The sequence below is a fragment of the Sphingomonas sp. G-3-2-10 genome, from assembly GCF_012927115.1.
Lineage (GTDB): Bacteria > Pseudomonadota > Alphaproteobacteria > Sphingomonadales > Sphingomonadaceae > Sphingomonas.
Genome location: NZ_JABBFY010000004.1, coordinates 1 through 17089, shown reverse-complemented (window position 1 = coordinate 17089; position 17089 = coordinate 1). Strand labels below are relative to the sequence as shown.

The 17089-nt window shown below is 65.8% G+C and carries 15 protein-coding genes; 5 read left to right on the top strand and 10 right to left on the bottom strand.

Annotated features, from left to right (window positions below; all coding sequences use genetic code 11):
* Positions 1 to 416 precede the first annotated feature (416 nt).
* Positions 417 to 1838, top strand: coding sequence for a lipopolysaccharide biosynthesis protein (locus HHL13_RS22325; RefSeq protein ID WP_169558199.1), 1422 nt, complete (start codon positions 417 to 419; stop codon positions 1836 to 1838).
* Between the two features lie 7 nt (positions 1839 to 1845).
* On the opposite strand, the gene HHL13_RS22320 is transcribed toward HHL13_RS22325, so the two are convergent.
* The 7 genes from HHL13_RS22320 to hisS all read right to left on the bottom strand — a co-directional run bounded on the left by HHL13_RS22320 (position 1846) and on the right by hisS (position 9702).
* Positions 1846 to 2274, bottom strand: a complete 429-nt coding sequence (locus HHL13_RS22320) for a CBS domain-containing protein (RefSeq protein ID WP_169558198.1) — start codon at positions 2272 to 2274, stop codon at positions 1846 to 1848.
* A gap of 69 nt (positions 2275 to 2343) precedes the next feature.
* Positions 2344 to 3873 carry a hypothetical protein gene (locus HHL13_RS22315; protein ID WP_346775633.1) on the bottom strand — a complete coding sequence of 510 codons (1530 nt, stop codon included), beginning with the start codon at positions 3871 to 3873 and terminating at the stop codon, positions 2344 to 2346.
* Between the two features lie 7 nt (positions 3874 to 3880).
* On the bottom strand, positions 3881 to 5284 hold the full coding sequence (locus HHL13_RS22310; protein ID WP_169558197.1) for a DUF4139 domain-containing protein: 1404 nt from the start codon (positions 5282 to 5284) through the stop codon (positions 3881 to 3883).
* 123 nt (positions 5285 to 5407) lie between these two features.
* Complete coding sequence (locus HHL13_RS22305; RefSeq protein ID WP_346775632.1) at positions 5408 to 6307, bottom strand: DUF4167 domain-containing protein; 900 nt, start codon at positions 6305 to 6307, stop codon at positions 5408 to 5410.
* 256 nt (positions 6308 to 6563) lie between these two features.
* Positions 6564 to 7379: a peptide chain release factor N(5)-glutamine methyltransferase gene (gene prmC / locus HHL13_RS22300; RefSeq protein ID WP_169558195.1), complete on the bottom strand. Its 816-nt coding sequence runs from the start codon at positions 7377 to 7379 to the stop codon at positions 6564 to 6566.
* Positions 7376 to 8446, bottom strand: coding sequence for a peptide chain release factor 1 (gene prfA / locus HHL13_RS22295; RefSeq protein ID WP_169558194.1), 1071 nt, complete (start codon positions 8444 to 8446; stop codon positions 7376 to 7378). Before prfA ends, prmC begins: the two co-directional genes overlap by 4 nt.
* Positions 8443 to 9702 carry a histidine--tRNA ligase gene (hisS, locus tag HHL13_RS22290; RefSeq protein ID WP_169558193.1) on the bottom strand — a complete coding sequence of 420 codons (1260 nt, stop codon included), beginning with the start codon at positions 9700 to 9702 and terminating at the stop codon, positions 8443 to 8445. The genes prfA and hisS overlap by 4 nt, the downstream gene beginning before the upstream one ends.
* A gap of 356 nt (positions 9703 to 10058) precedes the next feature.
* On the opposite strand from hisS, the gene HHL13_RS22285 reads away from it, so the two are divergent.
* Positions 10059 to 10595: a hypothetical protein gene (locus HHL13_RS22285; protein ID WP_206377232.1), complete on the top strand. Its 537-nt coding sequence runs from the start codon at positions 10059 to 10061 to the stop codon at positions 10593 to 10595.
* Positions 10596 to 10627: 32 nt separating this feature from the next.
* On the opposite strand, the gene HHL13_RS22280 is transcribed toward HHL13_RS22285, so the two are convergent.
* Complete coding sequence (locus tag HHL13_RS22280; RefSeq protein ID WP_169558192.1) at positions 10628 to 11464, bottom strand: CoA ester lyase; 837 nt, start codon at positions 11462 to 11464, stop codon at positions 10628 to 10630.
* Positions 11465 to 11597: 133 nt separating this feature from the next.
* Here HHL13_RS22280 and HHL13_RS22275 point away from each other — a divergent pair, with 133 nt between their 5' ends.
* From HHL13_RS22275 to HHL13_RS22265, 3 genes are read left to right on the top strand one after another with little or no spacing between them, the layout of a single operon-like run.
* Complete coding sequence (locus tag HHL13_RS22275) at positions 11598 to 12176, top strand: NAD(P)H-dependent oxidoreductase (protein WP_169558191.1); 579 nt, start codon at positions 11598 to 11600, stop codon at positions 12174 to 12176.
* A gap of 7 nt (positions 12177 to 12183) precedes the next feature.
* Entirely contained in the window at positions 12184 to 13044 is an 861-nt protein-coding gene (locus HHL13_RS22270) for a kinase (RefSeq protein WP_169558190.1), read from the top strand.
* A 41-nt stretch (positions 13045 to 13085) separates the two neighbouring features.
* A complete protein-coding gene (locus HHL13_RS22265) occupies positions 13086 to 14726 on the top strand; it encodes an AMP-binding protein (protein ID WP_206377231.1) in 1641 nt (546 codons plus the stop codon).
* A 5-nt stretch (positions 14727 to 14731) separates the two neighbouring features.
* Here HHL13_RS22265 and HHL13_RS22260 read toward each other — a convergent pair whose 3' ends face one another.
* Both HHL13_RS22260 and HHL13_RS22255 read right to left on the bottom strand, forming a co-directional pair.
* Complete coding sequence (locus tag HHL13_RS22260; protein ID WP_169558189.1) at positions 14732 to 16180, bottom strand: NAD-dependent succinate-semialdehyde dehydrogenase; 1449 nt, start codon at positions 16178 to 16180, stop codon at positions 14732 to 14734.
* A gap of 49 nt (positions 16181 to 16229) precedes the next feature.
* The coding region (locus HHL13_RS22255) for an electron transfer flavoprotein subunit alpha/FixB family protein (protein ID WP_169558188.1) at positions 16230 to 17089 on the bottom strand (860 nt) is incomplete at its 5' end.

The window sequence follows — 17089 nt, the reverse complement described above, 5'->3', positions numbered from 1 at the left end:
CTAGGCCAAAAACCTAAGCCGCTGGAACGACTTGCTTTTACCGAGCACCTTGCGCCTAAATCCGCAAGACCCGGAGCCGCCGCCCACATGTCCCTTCATCTATATCACTATGTCAAAGAGCGCAAAAGCCGGACGCCGTACCAAACCCCTTTTTAGTGGGGCGGTCTGGCGCCTGGTTTTTGGTGACCGTCGAAGCGTTCCGTGTGGTCCGCCGCGTCGGTGGAGTGGCTTCTATGTCCGGCTTCTGATTCGGTCAACAGCGATTTGTAATAATCTGTCTTTTTTCCGAAACCTGCCCTGAAACCCGCAGAAAACCGCGTTTTTACGCGATCTCAACCCGTCCCGCGTACCACGGTCAGGTGACGAGCACCTCAGCAGAATCGCCGAATCAGGCCCCCGACTCGCTTCGTGATCAGGTGCGGAGCGCCGTCATCTGGCGTTCGGGCACCCAGATTCTGGGGCAGATGATCACCTGGGCCTCCACCTTCCTCGTGATTCGGATCCTCAGTCCCTCGGACTATGGCCTCTTCGCGATGACGCAGGTGGTCCTCGTCCTGCTCAACATGCTCAACGGATACGGACTCGCGAGCGCGCTCGTGCGCAGGGACCAAGCCGACCGCCATGCCCAGCGCCAGCTGTTCGGAATGCTGATCCTGCTGAACGTTACGCTGGCCGCAGCGCAGATCGCGGCGGCGCCTTACGCCGCAGCCTACTACCGCCAGCCCGAAGTGGCGAACCTGCTGCGCGTGCAGGCGCTCCTTTATCTGGCCACGCCGTTCATCGCCCTGCCCTACGCCCTCCTCTCGCGCGCGATGGACTTCAAGCATCAGGCGCAGGTGAACCTGATCTCCGCATTGGCCGGGGCGCTGACCGCACTGGGCGGGGCTCTATATGGTCTCGGCGTCTGGACGCTGGTGCTCGCGCCGATCGCGCTGTTCTTCACCCGCGCGATCGGGATGACCATCGCGGCCCGATCGCTGATGTGGCCGAGCTTCGACTTTCGCGGCGGCGGTGACATCGCCCGCTATGGCGGCATGATGGCCACGGGACAGATCTTCTGGTTCCTGCAGAGCCAGGCCGACGTGTTTATCGCCGGTCGCTACTTCTCCACCCACGACCTCGGCATCTATACGACCAGCCTGTTCCTGACGCAGATCTTCGTTTCGAAATTCGTGCCCCCGCTGAATGAAGTCGCCTTCTCCGCCTATGCGCGGATGCAAAAAGACCGCGCGGCCGTCGCAACCGCGTTCGTAAAGTCGGCGCGGATCATCATGGTCGTCGGCCTGCCCTTCTATTTCGGCCTCGCCGCCACCGCCCAACCGCTGGTCGAAGTGGTGCTCGGCCCCAAATGGGCGGAGGCCGCGCCGATCGTCCACTGGCTCGCGCTGGCGATGCCGATGATGACGCTACAATCGCTCTTCTCTCCGGCAAGCGATGCGCTCGGCCATCCCGAGATCGGCGCGCGCAACGGCCTGACCGGTGCGATCCTGCTTCCCATCGCCTTTCTGGCCGGAGTGAACTGGGGGCTGATGGGTTTGGTCGCGGGCTGGTTCGTCGCCTACCCGCTCTATCTGGGGATCAGCGCCTGGCGGACGCTGCCGCTGATCGGCGTGAAGGCGCGTGTCCTGATCGACGCCATCTCGCCGCCCGTGCTGGCAGCGCTGGCGATGGCACTGATCGTGAGCCTGCTCGACGACATTCTGCCGACGATGCCCGCGATCCTGCATCTCGGCTTTCTCGTCCTCACCGGCGCGGCCGCCTATGGCGCATGGCTATTGCTCTTCGCGCGCGGCACGATCGACGAAGTGATCGACATGCTCCGCAAGCGCGGAACGTGACGCGGGTCTAAGCCTGCTGGATATAGGTGCGCAGATCGTTGGCTTCGGCTTCGATGCGCTCGATCCGGTGCTTCACCAGATCGCCGATCGAGATGAAGCCGACGCACCGCCCGCCATCCAACACCGGCAGATGCCGCACCCGTCGCCGCGTCATCAGCGCGAGCGCGGTCAGGATCGACTCGCTCGAAGGCACCGTGATAGCCGGCGCAGTCATCACCTGGCTCACCGTACGCTCAAGCGCCGCAGCACCATCGCGCTCGAGACAGTAGATCACGTCGCGTTCGGAAAATATCCCGGCGACCGCGTCGCCCTCCATCACCGGCACCGCGCCGATGCGCCTGCCCGCCAGAAGTGCAACGGCCTCGGCCACGGTCCGATCGCCCGCGATCGAGACCACTTCATTGCCCTTCCCGCTCAGGATTGCTGCGATGGTCATCGCTCGTCTCCTTATCCAGCGTAGGCGATTGAGAATCTCACGAATCGCCCGCGATTGCCAGAACCAAACTCAATCCTCCGGGCGCGCTTCGGTGAGCCGATAGCGCAGCTCGGCCTTGCCGTTCGCGGGCACTTCGACCGCCCAGATGTCCTTGCCATTCTTGCGCTTCAACCGCGCCGAAGTCCGTGCGCGGGTCCAGCCATCATAAGTGGTCAGTTCCGCTTCGAAGCGGACCGGGAACGGATTGGCGTTGGTTACGGTGAGAAGGTGGCTGGTCCAGTCGTCGCCCGATTCGATCTCGTCGACCATCACATTGACCTGCCAGGATTGAGCGATCCGGATCTCGACTTCCTCGCCCACCGCCTTGTCGGCGATACTCCCCTCGCCGATCAGCGCGCGGCTTTCGCCCAGCGGCTCGAACACCGCGACCTTGCCCGCGGGCAGGGGAAGACCGAGACCCTTGTCCCTGCGGTTCTGCGCACGGAGATAAAGATAGACGCCATCCTCGCCGTCATTCTGGATCTCGACCTTGTAGATCACATCGACGGGCACCGATTGACGATCCAGCAGCGCGACCTGCTTCATCCCGTTCGGTGCGACCGTCGTGCGATGCGGAACGCGGTAGAGCTTCAGGTCGCCCAGATCCTCCTGCTGGACCTGAACTGGCGCACGCATCCGGGAACCCGTGACGATAATCTCTTCACCTTCCGAATAGCCGGCCATCGGCGCAGGAGCAGGCAACATCTGCGGCAGATCGTTCAGGGTATCGCCCGCGCCAAGCGCGAAGCAGTGCATTTCCAGCGCGCCGTCGGCGGGCTCCGACGTGTCCGAATTGTTGTCCTCCCGGTTCACATTCCCGGCAACCACTGCCGTCTCGGCATTTTCGAAACTGGTGACGTCGCCATTGGCCAGCGTCACCCAGGCGAACAGATCGGCGGTTTTCCCATCGGGCCGCATCGTCGCGACATAGTCCGCCTTCCACTCGAATCCCCATGCCAGATAGGAGAGCGTAACGGTGACGGTGCGCTCGGCAGGTGCCTCGGTTTCGATCGAAAGCGTCGGTCTGGCGGACAGTCCGGCGGGCACTGCATCATAGACGATCGCATCGTCCTCCGGGCCGCAATTCAACGCGACGAAGCCAGCGCGAGTCTCAAGGATCGCCGCGCCACCCGCTCCCGATCGGATGATCGCCGGCTCCTCGACCGACTTTTCATCCCACGTGCGGCGGATCATCACCGGACGGCCAAGACTGCGATCGTAGAGCGAGCGCGGGCTGAGCAGATCGGCGTCCAGATTCTTCTCGCGAACACCATCGGGCAGGCCGGTGACGATCGCGCTTTCGGGAAGAATGCGACCCGCCACCCCTTCGAACCGGATCGTCGCGCGGCCGCGCGGGATGGTGATGGTGCGCCGTTCGGTGACCAGCGCATATCCTTCGAGCCAATTGGCGTCGAACTCGCGATCAGGATCGGCATCCGGCGCGCGATAGATCGTCACCGCCACCGAATCGGGGCGCGGCGACGTGACCGGCTGGGCCAGCGCGGGCAGGCCCGCCAGCATCGCGCCCATCAGGGCGACCAGGGCGCGGATCGGCCGCACCGGCGCGTCAGTACCGGGTGATGAAGACGGCGGTGACGGTCGCCTCGCCATTGGCGGGCACGCTCACCTTCCACATCGCTTCGTCGGAATTGACCCGCTCGCTCTTCTGGCTCTCGCTCTCGATGCGGGTGTCGTCCCAGTAATTGTCGAGACCCGCCTGCGCGAACTCGACCGTCACCGGCGTCGCGCGCGCATTGGTGAAGGTGTAGCGCATCGTCGTGCGCCAGCGATAACGGTCCAGCGCTTCGCGCTTCTCGACCGTGGGCTTCACCTTCACATCGAACGCTTCGCCAGTCTTGAGCGCCAGGCTAGACCCCATCGGCGTGTGCCCGATATTGCTCTCGCCGATGAACTGCGGCTGGCCGCGCGCATCGCGCATGTAAACGCGCACCGTGCCCGCAGGCAGCGCATCGCCCAGCCCGCCTTCGCGCGACGAGGAGAAGCGCAGCACGGTATCGGCGCTGACCGCTTCGTTCTGGGTGCCGAGCCACTGGTTGCGATAGAAATAGGCGCGCGCGGCGGGCGCGCCGGCCACATCGAGGAAGCTCACCTGCTTTTGCTGCGCCTGCGCGATCGTGGTGCGCTCGGCCAGGGGATAGATATAGAAGTCGCCAAGCTGCTCGCGGTTGGCAGTCTCGGTGCCCGGGCGATTGCCCGGAACGCTCTGATTGGGACGCGGGCCATAGCGCGGCGGCACCGGACGCCCGCCGCCATTGCCCACCGCGCCCGCGACCAGCAGCGTCCGCGCATTGCTGAAGGTGGTGCCGCTGTTGTTGGTCAGCGTGATCCAGCCCTGCACATCGATCTTGCCCGCGGCATCGTCGAACAGTGCGACATAGTCGGCTTTCCAGCCGAGCCCGCGCGAGAGATAGCTCAGCGTCACCGGACGCGCGCCGGCGGTTTCGCTGTCGAAGGTTACCGACAAAGTCGGCCGCGCGCGCAAATTGGGCGGCAGCGACGGGAAGACGACGCGGGCGCCATATTGATCGAGCACCTCGATCCGATTGCCGATCTGGACGACGGTGCCGCCATTATTGGCGAGGATCTTTGCCTGCTCGGTTGTCTCGACGCCCGCGGCGTTGCGGCGGATCAGCGTGACCGTACTGCCGACCGCCTTCTCCATCAGCTTGGCCGGGCTGAGCAGGTCGTAGTCGAAATTCTGCTCGACGACCGAAAGGCCGGTGCCGTTGACCGTGACGGTTTCGGGCCGGATCGCGGCCGAAACGTCGGCGAATTCCTGGCGCGTGCGCGTCGCGGGCAAGGTCAGCGTGCGCTTGTCCTGAACCAGCGCCAGATCGTTATTGTAGATGGTGACCGAGACATCGCCCTGGGCGGTCTTGTCGGCCGCGGGCGCCGTCTGGGCCTGCGCGATGGCGGGGAGCGCCATCAGGGTGAGAGCCAAGCAGCGCATCAGATCCTCCCGAACGATTTCGGAAGCGATGGTAGCAGGTTGGGAAGAAGCGGCTAGAGGCCGCGCAATTAATTAGCCTTCTTTCCGTCACCCCCGCGCAAGCAGGGGTGACGGACGAAGTGGTTACTCCGCTGCGGCTTCCACGTCGCGGCGCGGACGGCCACGGCGGGCCTTCGGCTTTTCCTCGGCCGGCGCTTCTTCCGAAGCGGCAAGGTCGATGCCCAGCGCAGGCGGCAGGATGGCGGCGTCGATGCCCTGCGGCGCATCGGCTTCGGCCGAAGTATCGCGATCGCGACGGGCGCGCAGGCCACGGCGTGCGGGACGCGGCGCTTCCTCGGCGGCGGTTTCAGGCGCCTGAGCCGCTACGACGGCCTCGCCACCTTCGGCTTCATCGCCGTTGTAATGGCTATTGCCGTTGGCGCGGCCATTGCGGCGCTCGCCACGATCTTCACGCGGGCCACGCTCTTGACGCGGACCACGATCCTCGCGGGGGCCACGGTCCTCACGGTCGCCACGGGCCTCGCGGTTGCCACGATCTTCGCGATCGCCGCGTGCTTCGCGATTGCCGCGATCGTCACGGCTGCCGCGGCCTTCGCGCGGGGCGCGCTCTTCGCGGCCCTCGCGCGACGCGCGATCTTCACGGTTGCCACTCTCGTCGCCGCGCGGCTGATCGTCGCGATCGCCTTCGGCTTCGAAGCCGAAATCGTCGCCGAAATCATCGTCATTCTGCGGACGGCGCTGCTGCTGGCCGGGATTGTTCTCCTCGAAGCGCGAGCGAGTCTCGGCGAGGACGCGGAAATAATGGTCGGCGAACTGGAGGTAATATTCGGTGTTGACGCGATCGCCCTGCATCTGGGCATCGCGCGCGAGATTCTTGTATTTCTCGAGCAGCTGCGCAGCGTTGCCACGGGCCCGGCTGTCGATCCGGTTGCCATTGTCGCGCTGGCCACCCTGGCCACCACCCGAACGCTGCTGCTGTCCGCCACGGCCGCGACGGCGGCCGTTCGCCTGACGATTGTTCATCAAGGTCTGTTTGTCCTGTCTTTTACAAAGCTGTCCGTCGATCCATTGGGTCCCGGATGCGTGTTACCGTTCGCGGCATGCTCCAAAAGGAACATCCCGGCTGCCACGATCGCCGGACGGGGCGATCACATGACCTGGATTGGGGTCGCGCTGTTCAACGACCTGCTTTTCAACAACCTGGTTGAAAGTGCCCTACCCCGTGCCGGTCTTAGCGGGTGCAGCACCAATCTCCAAGCAGAAATATATGTCCCAAATGCTACAATTCAACGGCTGAGACCACTCGGGAAAGTCCCCTAAGGTCGTTGGTCACGGTGGGTCTTAACCCATGTTGTTCGACCAGCGCCGAGACCGCTTCGGCCTGGGTGTGGCCGATCTCCAGAATTGCGATTCCTTGCGGTGCGAGCAGGCGTGGGAGATCGGGGATGATGCTGCGATAATCGTCAAGTCCGTCGGGGCCGGCGAACAGCGCTTCGCCCGGTTCATGGTCGCGGACCTCGGGCGGAAGCACTTCGTCGGTGCCGATATAGGGCGGATTCGACAGGATCAGGTCGAACCGGCCCTCGACACCCGCGGCCCAGTCGCCCAGGCGGAACTGCGCGCGATCGCCCGTCAGATTCGCTGCGTTGCGACGCGCATAGGCCAGCGCGGCTTCGGAGGCGTCGACGCCAAGCCCCCTCGCCTGCGGCCATTGGTCGAGCGCGGCGAGCAGCAGGGTGCCGGGGCCGGTGCCCAAATCGAGGATCGTCGCAGGCGCGCGATCGCCGAAATGGTGAAGCGCGGTTTCGATCAATGTCTCGCTATCGGCGCGAGGGACGAGGACTCCCGGGCCGACCTCTAGGTCGATCGTCCAGAAAGCGCGGGTCCCGGTGATGTAGGCGATCGGCTCATGCGACAGGCGGCGCCGGAGAAGGGCGTCGAATCCCTCCGGTACTTCGCCATCGAGGCCGCGCAGCAGCATCGTCTCGCGCGAGACGCCCAGCGCGTGGGCCATCAGCAGTTCGGCGTCGAGGCGGGCGGTTTCGCTGATCGGCGCGAGCGCTCGCGTGGCAGCGGCGAGGGCCGCGCCGATCATCCGTCGAGCTGCGCCAGCCGGTCGGCTTCATCCTGCGCGATCAGGGCGCCGATCAGTTCGTCCATCTCGCCTTCGAGGATTTCGGGGAGGCGGTGCAGTGTCAGGTTGATGCGGTGATCGGTCACCCGGCCCTGCGGGAAATTATAGGTGCGGATGCGCTCCGAACGGTCGCCCGAACCGACCATCGACTGGCGCGCGCCGGCGCGTTCGGCGTGGAGCCGCTCGCGTTCCATCTCGTACAGGCGCGTGCGCAGCACCTTCAGCGCCTTGGCCTTGTTCTTGTGCTGCGACTTCTCGTCCTGCTGGATCACGACGAGGCCGGTCGGGATATGGACGATGCGCACCGCGGAGTCGGTGGTGTTGACCGACTGGCCGCCGGGGCCGGACGAGCGATAGATATCGATGCGCAGGTCCTTGTCGTCGATCTTGACGTCGACTTCCTCGGCCTCGGGCAGCACCGCGACGGTCGCGGCGGAGGTGTGGATGCGCCCGCCCGCTTCGGTCGCGGGCACCCGCTGCACGCGGTGCGCGCCGCTTTCGAACTTGAGCTTGGCAAACACGCCCGCGCCGGTGACGCTGGCGATCACTTCCTTGTAGCCGCCCGCTTCCGAGCTGCTGGCCGAGATCAGTTCGACCCGCCAGCCCATCCGGTCGGCATAGCGCTGGTACATGCGGAACAGGTCGGCGGCGAACAGCGCGGCCTCGTCCCCGCCCACGCCCGCGCGGATTTCGAGCATCGCCGCGCGCTCGTCGGCGGCGTCGCGCGGCAGCAGCGACAGCGCCAGACTGCGCTCGGCGGCTTCGAGCGCGGCGGTATTCTCGAACAATTCCTCGGACGCCATCTGGCGCAGCTCGTCATCGGCATCCTGCGTCATGTGCTGAAGCGATTCCGCCTCGGCCCGCAGCCGCCGTACCTCTCCCGCCGCGACAGCGACCGGCTCGAGCTCGGCATATTCCTTCGACACCTGCACGAAGCGCTCGCCCGACAGATCGCCGGTCGCCATCATCGCCTGGAGTTCGTCGCGCCGCGCCTCGATGGCCGCGATGCGGTCGGCGGGGATTTTCATGCGTTGGGGCCGCCGAAATCGAACGGGTGCAATGCCTCGCGAACTTTTGCCTCGTTGATCGCGCCCGCCTTCAGTTCTCGCCAGCTGGTGGCGATCTCATCATTGCGACGAGAGAGAGAAATCGTCGCTGCCGGGCCTGTCTTGACCGCACGGTCATAGCGCTTCTTCGGGCTGCCCGTGACAAACGCTTCGGCAGCAATGCCGGCGCGACGCAGACGATTGGTATAGTCCAGCGCCTGCGCTTCGAACTCCTCGAGTTCCGCTACCACGGCCACCTTGGCGGGATCTTGCAGCGGCTCCTCGATCATCATCGCTAGCCGCTCGACGCCAGCCGCCCAGCCCACGCCCGCCGTCTCCGGTCCGCCGAGGTCACCGATCAGTCCGTCATAACGGCCGCCGGCCAGCACGGTGCCCTGCGCGCCCAGCCGGTCAGTGACGAACTCGAACGCGGTGTGGCGGTAATAGTCCAGCCCGCGCACCAGCCGCGCGTTGCGCGTCCAGGCCACACCCGCCGCATCCAGCCCGTCGGTCACTGCCTTGAAGAACGAAGCAGCTTCCTCGGTCAGATACGCGTCGATATCCGGGGCGCTGTCGGCCACGACACGGTCGCCCGGGTCCTTCGAATCGAGAATCCGCATCGGGTTCTTTTCTAGCCGGGTCAGGCTGTCCTCGGAGAGCTGATCCCTGTGCGCCTCGAAATGCGCGACCAAGGCCGTGCGCCACGCATCCCGCGTCTCTGCATCGCCCAGCGTGTTGAGCTGAAGCGTCACGCCATCGGCAATGCCCAGTTCGTTCAATAGCTGATCGGCGAGCACCAGCAGTTCCACGTCGGCCGCGGGCTCCGCCGCGCCGATGATCTCGGCGTCGAGCTGGTGGAACTGGCGGAAACGGCCCTTTTGCGGGCGCTCGTAGCGGAACACCGGGCCGCTGGTGACCAGCTTCATCGGCGCGTACTGCTGCCAGCCTTCGGTAATGTACGCGCGGCAGATGCCGGCGGTAAATTCGGGGCGCAGGGTGATCAGGTCGCCGCCCTTGTCCTCGAACGTGTACATCTCCTTCGAGACGACGTCCGAGGTTTCACCCATCGAGCGCGCGAACACGCCAGTCGCTTCGAACACCGGAATGTCGACCCGCTGGAAGCAATAGAGACGGCGCACGCGATCGAACGTGTCGAGCACATGCGCGAAGCGACGCTGCTCGTCGCCGAAAATGTCCTGGGTGCCGCGAATGCGCTTGGGAGTTTCGATGCGTGCCATAGCGGCGGGGCTATTAGTGGAGACTGGAGCGAAGCGCCAGAAGGGGTTTTCGCAAGGGTGGCCCCGCTTCGCACGGGCGCCGGAACCCGCCCGCGGCGCGACCAGCCGCCATCGCCGGAGCGGAACTTGAGTCCATATCGAAGTAAATAATGCCGCTAACCTATGGCGCTGCGCGGAATTTTCGGTTCTAATGCCCGTCATTAAAGGGGGAACGAGGGCGGTGCCGAAAGGCGCCGCCCTTTTTCTTGCCCGCATTCCTCAGCGAAATCTCACGCTTCGCTCATGACGCTCACCCGCGCGACGCGGCACAGCCATGACCTCATTCGATGGAGAAGGTCACGGCAATGGCGATGGAAATGACGAACGGAACCGGACGGCGCGGCAGCAACTGGCGGATCGCCGGCTGGGGCACCGCGGCGGGCCTGTTGCTGGCGCCGCTGATCGCGATGCAGTTCACCCGCGAAGTCGCCTGGACCGGGTTCGACTTCGCCTTCGCCGCGATCCTGATCGGGCTCACCGGCCTGATGGTGGAGTTCGCGGTGCGCGTGTCGGGCAGCACCGCCGGCCGCGCCGCATTCGGCATCGCGATCGCGGTGACCTTCCTGCTGATCTGGATAAACCTAGCGGTGGGCATCATCGGCGACGAGGACAACCCGGCCAATCTGATGTTCGCGGTCGTGATCGCGATCGGCGGGGCCGGCGCGTTCGTGGCCCGTTTCCAGCCTGCCGGCATGGCGCGGGCGATGGTCGCCGCCGCCGTGGCTCAAGCGATGGTCGGCGGGGTCTCGTTGTTCCTCGACATGGCCGGCGCGGTGATGTCGGCGATTTTCACCGCGATGCTGCTCGCCTCCGCAGCGCTGTTCCGCAAGGCCGCGGGCGAACGCGCCGCCTGAACGGCGCTCCCGCCGGGGGCTTGGGCCAGAGCTCAGCCCCCCGCTCGCGCCAGCAACGCCCTTGCCTGCTTCAGATGCGGCTGGTCGATCATCTTCCCGTCCAGCTTCAAGGCACCCGCGCCGGGACTCTCCGCGAACGCCGCGACTACGGCTTTCGCATGTGCCACCTGTGCTTCGCTGGGCGTGAAACCGGCATTGATCGCCGCGACCTGATTGGGGTGGATCGCCATCATGCCGGTGAATCCATCACGCTGCCCGCGCGCGATATAGGCTGCCAGCCCCTCGGTATTGGCGATATCGGGATAGACGGTCTCGATCGCCGCCACGCCTGCCGCATGTCCCGCGAACAGGACGAGCGAGCGGACGGTCTCGTAGGGCGCGGTGTAGCTGCCGTCAGGGTTGCGCGACGTCGCTGCACCGATCGCCGCCGGAAGGTCCTCCGCCCCCCAGGTCAGGCCGGCGAGATGTTCGGATACCTCGCGATAGCTCGAAAGCTCGAAGATCGCCGCTGCGGTCTCGCTTGCGATCGGCAGGACCGGGGGGCAGTTGCCGCCCGCCAGTTCGATCAGCGCGCGCACCGGCGCCGCGCCTTCGGCCTTGGGCAGCACGATGCCATCGGGCTTCAATTCGATCACCGCCGCCAGATCGGCGAGCGTCTCCACTCCATCGAGCGGATTGACCCGCACGAAGCACGGCACCTGACGCTCGCCCGCCAGCCATTCGGCAATGGCGATACGTGCCTCGGGCTTCTTCTCCAACGCCACCGAATCCTCCAGATCGAGGATCAGCGCATCCGCGCCGCTGGCCGCTGCCTTGGGGAAACGCTCTGGACGGTCGCCGGGGACGAACAACAGGGATCTGAGCTTCACGGATCAGGCGCTCCGGCAGGTGAATGACGTATCGTCCATGACATCACCCCGATAGCGCTGGCAACTCGGACCCGCGCGCCTTGCACGAAAAAGGCGGGTTGCAAGGCCGCGCCCTGCTGATACCCACCTTCCGATGAGCAAGCCCTTCATCCTCGGCATCGGCGGCACCACGCGCGCCGGATCCTCCTCCGAACTGGTGCTGCGCGCCGCGCTGAAAGAGATTGAGGCGCTGGGCGCGGAGACCGAGTGTCTCGCGGGACCGGATATGGTGTTGCCGCTCTATGCGCCGGAAAATCCCGAGCGCGATCCCAAAGCGCAGCGGCTGATCGAACTGGTGCGCCGCGCCGACGGAATCGTGATCGCCTCGCCCGGCTATCACGGTTCGATCTCGGGCATGATCAAGAACGCGCTGGATTATGTCGAGGACACCGCGAAGGACGACCGCGTCTATCTGGACGGGCGTGCGGTCGGTTGCATCGCCTGCGCCTATGGCTGGCAGGCAACCGGATCGACGCTGATCGCGTTGCGCACCATCGTCCACGCGCTGCGCGGCTGGCCGACCCCGCTGGGCGTTGCCGCCAACACCACCACGCGCCTGTTCGGCGACGATGGCGATTGCAGCGACGCGAGCCTCAGCACGAACCTGCGCATTCTGGCGGGCCAGGTGATGCATTTCGTCCAGCTTTCCGCCGCGCCGAAAGACAAGGCGTGACGCCGCGGTGGCCCCGCGACCGGACATCGCCGCTTTTCTGACCGCGCAGCGGCTTCCCGGCACATATGCCGATACGATCGATCTGCTGTGGACACCGCTGGCCGAACGGATCGCAACGATTCAGCGCCCCGCGCTGATCGGACTGTGCGGGCCGCAAGGCAGCGGCAAATCGACCGGAGCCGCTGCGCTCGGGCTGTTGCTGGAAGCAAAGGGGCTGCGGGCGGCGGTCCTCTCGATCGACGACTTCTACCTCACCCGCGCCGAGCGCCGCGCGCTGGCCGACACGATACATCCCTTGTTCGCGACGCGCGGGCCGCCCGGGACGCATGATCTGGCGCTGATGACCAGTACGATCGACCGGCTGATCGCGAGCGAGAGCCTCGCCTTGCCCTCGTTCGACAAGGCGGCCGACGATCGCGGCGCGGATACCCGGTTCGAGGGTCCGGCGGATATCGTCCTGTTTGAAGGCTGGTGCGTCGGGGCCGTCCCCCAGCGCGACGAAGCGCTCGCCGATCCGGTCAACACGCTGGAAGCCGATGCCGATCCGCAAGGCATCTGGCGGCGGCATGCGAATGATGCGCTCCGGACCTACCAATCGCTGTTTAAACGGATCGACTATCTGATCCAGCTCGTGCCGCCGGCCTTCGAGACCATCGTCGGCTGGCGCCGCGAGCAGGAAGCGAAACTCCCCGCCCGCCTGATGACCGACGAACAGATCGCAGTCTTCGTGCAGCACTACGAACGGCTGTCTCGCTGGATCATTACCGAGATGCCCGATCGCGCCGATGCCGTGATCCGGCTCGATGCCGAACGCAGGCCGACCGAAAATCGCTCCGGCGTATGGACCGGCCGTCGAAAAGCGCATTAAGGCCATCAGCGTATTTCACGAAAAAGCGGGTCGGGCCGGACATGGATAGCATCGCGAACAAGGGACGCCGATCGATCGCCGGCCGGCTGATCCGCTGGGACGAGGATCGCGCGGCGCGGGCCTATGCCGGTGGATGGTGGACCTGCGACACGCTGGGCGATGCGCTGCGGCGCGCGGCGGCGGAAACGCCCAGCCGGATCGTACTGATCGACGGCGAACGCCAGATCGATTGCGCTACCTTGTTCGACGAAGCCAGCGCGATGGCCCGCGCGCTGCTCGCTCGCGCCGAACCCGGCAGCACCGTTTCGTTCATGCTGCCCAACTGGCACGAATCGGCCACCATATATCTCGGCGCGACGCTGGCCGGGATGATCGTCCATCCGATCCTGCCTTCGCTGCGCGAGCGCGAGCTGCTGCACATGCTGCCCGATATCGACAGCCGCGTGGTGTTCATCCCCGAACGGCTGCGCAATCAGGACTATGCCGCGATGCTCGGCACGGTCTGCGGCCAGTTGGAGCGACCGCCCGAAATCGTCGTTCTGCGCGGCGATGCGCGCGGACACACCGCCTATGCTGACCTATTGGCCGAGCGGCACGACATCGAACTGCCGCAAGTCGACGCCGATGCGGTGCAGATGATCCTCTACACTTCCGGCACAACGGGCAGCCCCAAGGGGGTGATGCACAGCCATAATTCGCTCGGCGCGCTGGTCCGCCAGCTGGGCCAACACTGGCTGATCGAACCGGGCGACCGGTTCATCGTACCGTCCCCGGTCAGCCATATCGGCGGCTCGATCTATGCGTTCGAACTGCCGCTGCTGCTGGGCGCCAGCGCGGTGCTGATGGAGCAATGGGACGCGGATGCCTGTGTCGAGCTGATCGAGCGCCACGGCTGCACCCATATGGCCGGCGCGACGCCGTTCCTCGAAGGGCTGATCGCCGCCGCACGCACGCGCGGCACTCGCCTGCCTTCGCTGAAACTTTTCATCTGCGGCGGCGCGGCGATCCCTCCGGCCGTGATCCGCGAAGGCGTTGCACAGTTCGAGAACGCCGTGGTTAGTCGCGTCTATGGCTCGACCGAGGTGCCCGTCACCACCGTCGGATCGATCGGCCGCGACGACCTGACGCATGCCGCCGAGACCGATGGGCGGCCGGGCATCGCCGAAGTGCGGCTGGGCAGCCATGTCGCGGCGAGCGCCGACGAAGGCGAAATCTATGCGCGCGGGCCGCAGATGCTGGTCGGCTATGTCCATGCCGAGGACGAAGCCAGCGTGTTCGACGATGGGGGTTTCTACCGGACGGGCGATATCGGCCGCTGGATCGACGGCGAATATCTGGTCGTCTCCGGGCGCGCGAAGGACATCATCATCCGCAAGGGCGAGAATATCTCTCCCAAGGAAGTCGAGGATATCCTGCTCGAGCATCCCGAGGTGGCCGAAGTCGCGATCGTCGGCCTGCCCGATCCGGTTACGGGCGAGCGCGCCTGTGCGGTGGTGGTCGCCACGAGCGGCGCGGCCCCCGATCTCGCGACGCTGGGCGCCTATCTCGCCGGCAAGGGCCTTGCCGCCTTCAAGCGCCCCGAGCGCGTCGAACTGTGGGATGCCCTGCCCCGGAACGCGACGGGCAAGGTGCTGAAGCACGAAATCCGGGCGACCCTGCTCGCCGCGATGCAGGCGGCCTGACCGGCCTAGAGACCGCTCATGCAGAGATATTTGATCTCCACATAATCCTCGATCCCGTGGTGCGAGCCTTCGCGGCCCATGCCCGATTCCTTGATCCCGCCGAACGGTGCGACTTCGGTGGAAATCAGGCCGGTGTTGATGCCCACCATGCCGACCTCCATCGCTTCGCCGACGCGCCAGGCGCGGGCGAGGTCGCGGGTGTAGAAATAGCCGGCAAGACCGACCTCCGTATCGTTGGCTAGCGCGATTGCTTCGGCTTCGGTTTCGAAGGTGAAGATCGAGGCCAGCGGGCCGAATGTCTCTTCGCGCGCCAGTTCCATCTCCGGCGTGCAATCCGCCACGATGGTCGGCTCGAAGAAGCTGTGGCCCAGGGGGTGGCGATGCCCGCCCAGGATCAGGCGGCCGCCCTTGGCGACTGCGTCGGCGATATGCTCCTCGACCTTTTCGACGGCCTTTTCGTCGATCAGCGGCCCCTGCACCACGCCCGCGCCGGTGCCCGGCCCGACCTTCAGCGCGGCGACCGCGGCCGCCAGCTTCTTCTCGAATTCGGCAGCGATCTCCCGCTGGACGAGGATGCGGTTCACGCAGACACAGGTCTGGCCGCTGTTGCGGTACTTGGACGCGATCGCGCCTTCGACCGCCGCGTCGAGATCGGCATCGGCGAAGACGATGAAGGGCGCGTTGCCGCCAAGCTCCATCGACAGCTTCTTCATCGTCGGCGCGCACTGGGCCATCAGCGTCTTGCCGACCTCGGTCGATCCGGTGAAGCTGAGCTTGCGCACCGAGGCATTGCCGGTCAGTTCGCCACCGATCACGCGCGACGACCCGGTGACGACGTTGAACACGCCTTTCGGGATGCCCGCCCGCTCGGCCAGCACCGCCAGCGCCAGTGCGGTCAGCGGCGTCTGGGTCGCGGGCTTGAGCACCATCGTGCAGCCCGACGCCAGCGCCGGCGCGGCCTTGCGGGTGATCATCGCCGCGGGGAAATTCCACGGCGTGATCGCGGCGACCACGCCGACCGGCTGCTTGATGACGACGATTCGGCTGTCAGCGCGGTGGCTGGGGATCACTTCGCCATAAACGCGCTTCGCTTCCTCGGCGAACCATTCGATGAAGGCGGCGGCATAGGCGATCTCTCCCTTGGCCTCGGCCAGCGGCTTGCCCTGCTCGCGGGTGAGGATCATCGCGAGATCGTCCTGTGCGGCGATGATCAGGTCGAACCAGCGCCGCAGGATGCGCGAACGCTCGCCCGCAGTCTTCGCGCGCCATTCGGGCAGCGCGGCCTCGGCGGCGGCGATCGCGGCGCGGGTATCGTCCACGCCCAGATCGGGCACCGACGCCAGCGTTTCGTCGGTCGCCGGATCGGTCACGGCAATCGTGCCCGCCCCGGTCCAGACGCCGTCGATATAGCATTGCTCGCGGAGCAGGCCGGTGTCGGAAAGCGCGATCGTCATACAAAACTCCAATACGCCGCCCCGGCGGAGGCCAGGGCGGCGGGAAAGGTCAAAGCTTTTCGGTCAGTTCGGGGACGATCTTGAAGAGGTCTCCGACGAGGCCGATGTCTGCGACCTGGAAGATCGGGGCGTCTTCGTCCTTGTTGATCGCGATGATCGTCTTGGAGTCCTTCATGCCCGCCAGATGCTGGATCGCGCCGGAAATGCCGACCGCGATATAGACTTCCGGCGCGACGATCTTGCCGGTCTGGCCGACCTGATAGTCGTTGGGAACATAGCCCGCGTCCACCGCGGCGCGCGATGCGCCGACGCCGGCACCCAGCTTGTCCGCCAGCGGCTCGATGATGCTGTGGAAGTTCTCGCTGTTCTGCAGCGCGCGGCCACCAGAGACGATGATCTTCGCCGAAGTCAGTTCCGGACGCTCCGACTTCGCAATCTCGGCCGACACGAACTTCGAGATGCCGGTGTCGCTGGCGCCGGAAACGGCTTCCACCGTACCCGAACCGCCATTGGCGTCCGCCTTGGCGAAGGCCGTGCCGCGAACCGTGATCACCAGCTTCTTGTCGCTGGTCTTCACGGTGGCGATGGCGTTGCCGGCATAGATCGGACGCGTGAACGTGTCCGCGCCTTCCACCGACAGAATGTCCGAAATCTGCATCACGTCGAGCAACGCCGCCACGCGCGGGGCGATGTTCTTGCCGTTGCTGGTTGCCGGGAACAGCACCGCATCGTGGCTGTCCATCAGGCCCACGATCAGCGGCGCGGCGTTCTCCGCGAGTGCATGACCCAGCGAAGCGTCGTCGGCCAGATGCACCTTGCCCACGCCCGCAATCTTCGCGGCTTCGTCAGCGACTGCGGCACAGCCCGCGCCTGCAACGAGGAGATGGACTTCACCCAGCTGCGACGCCG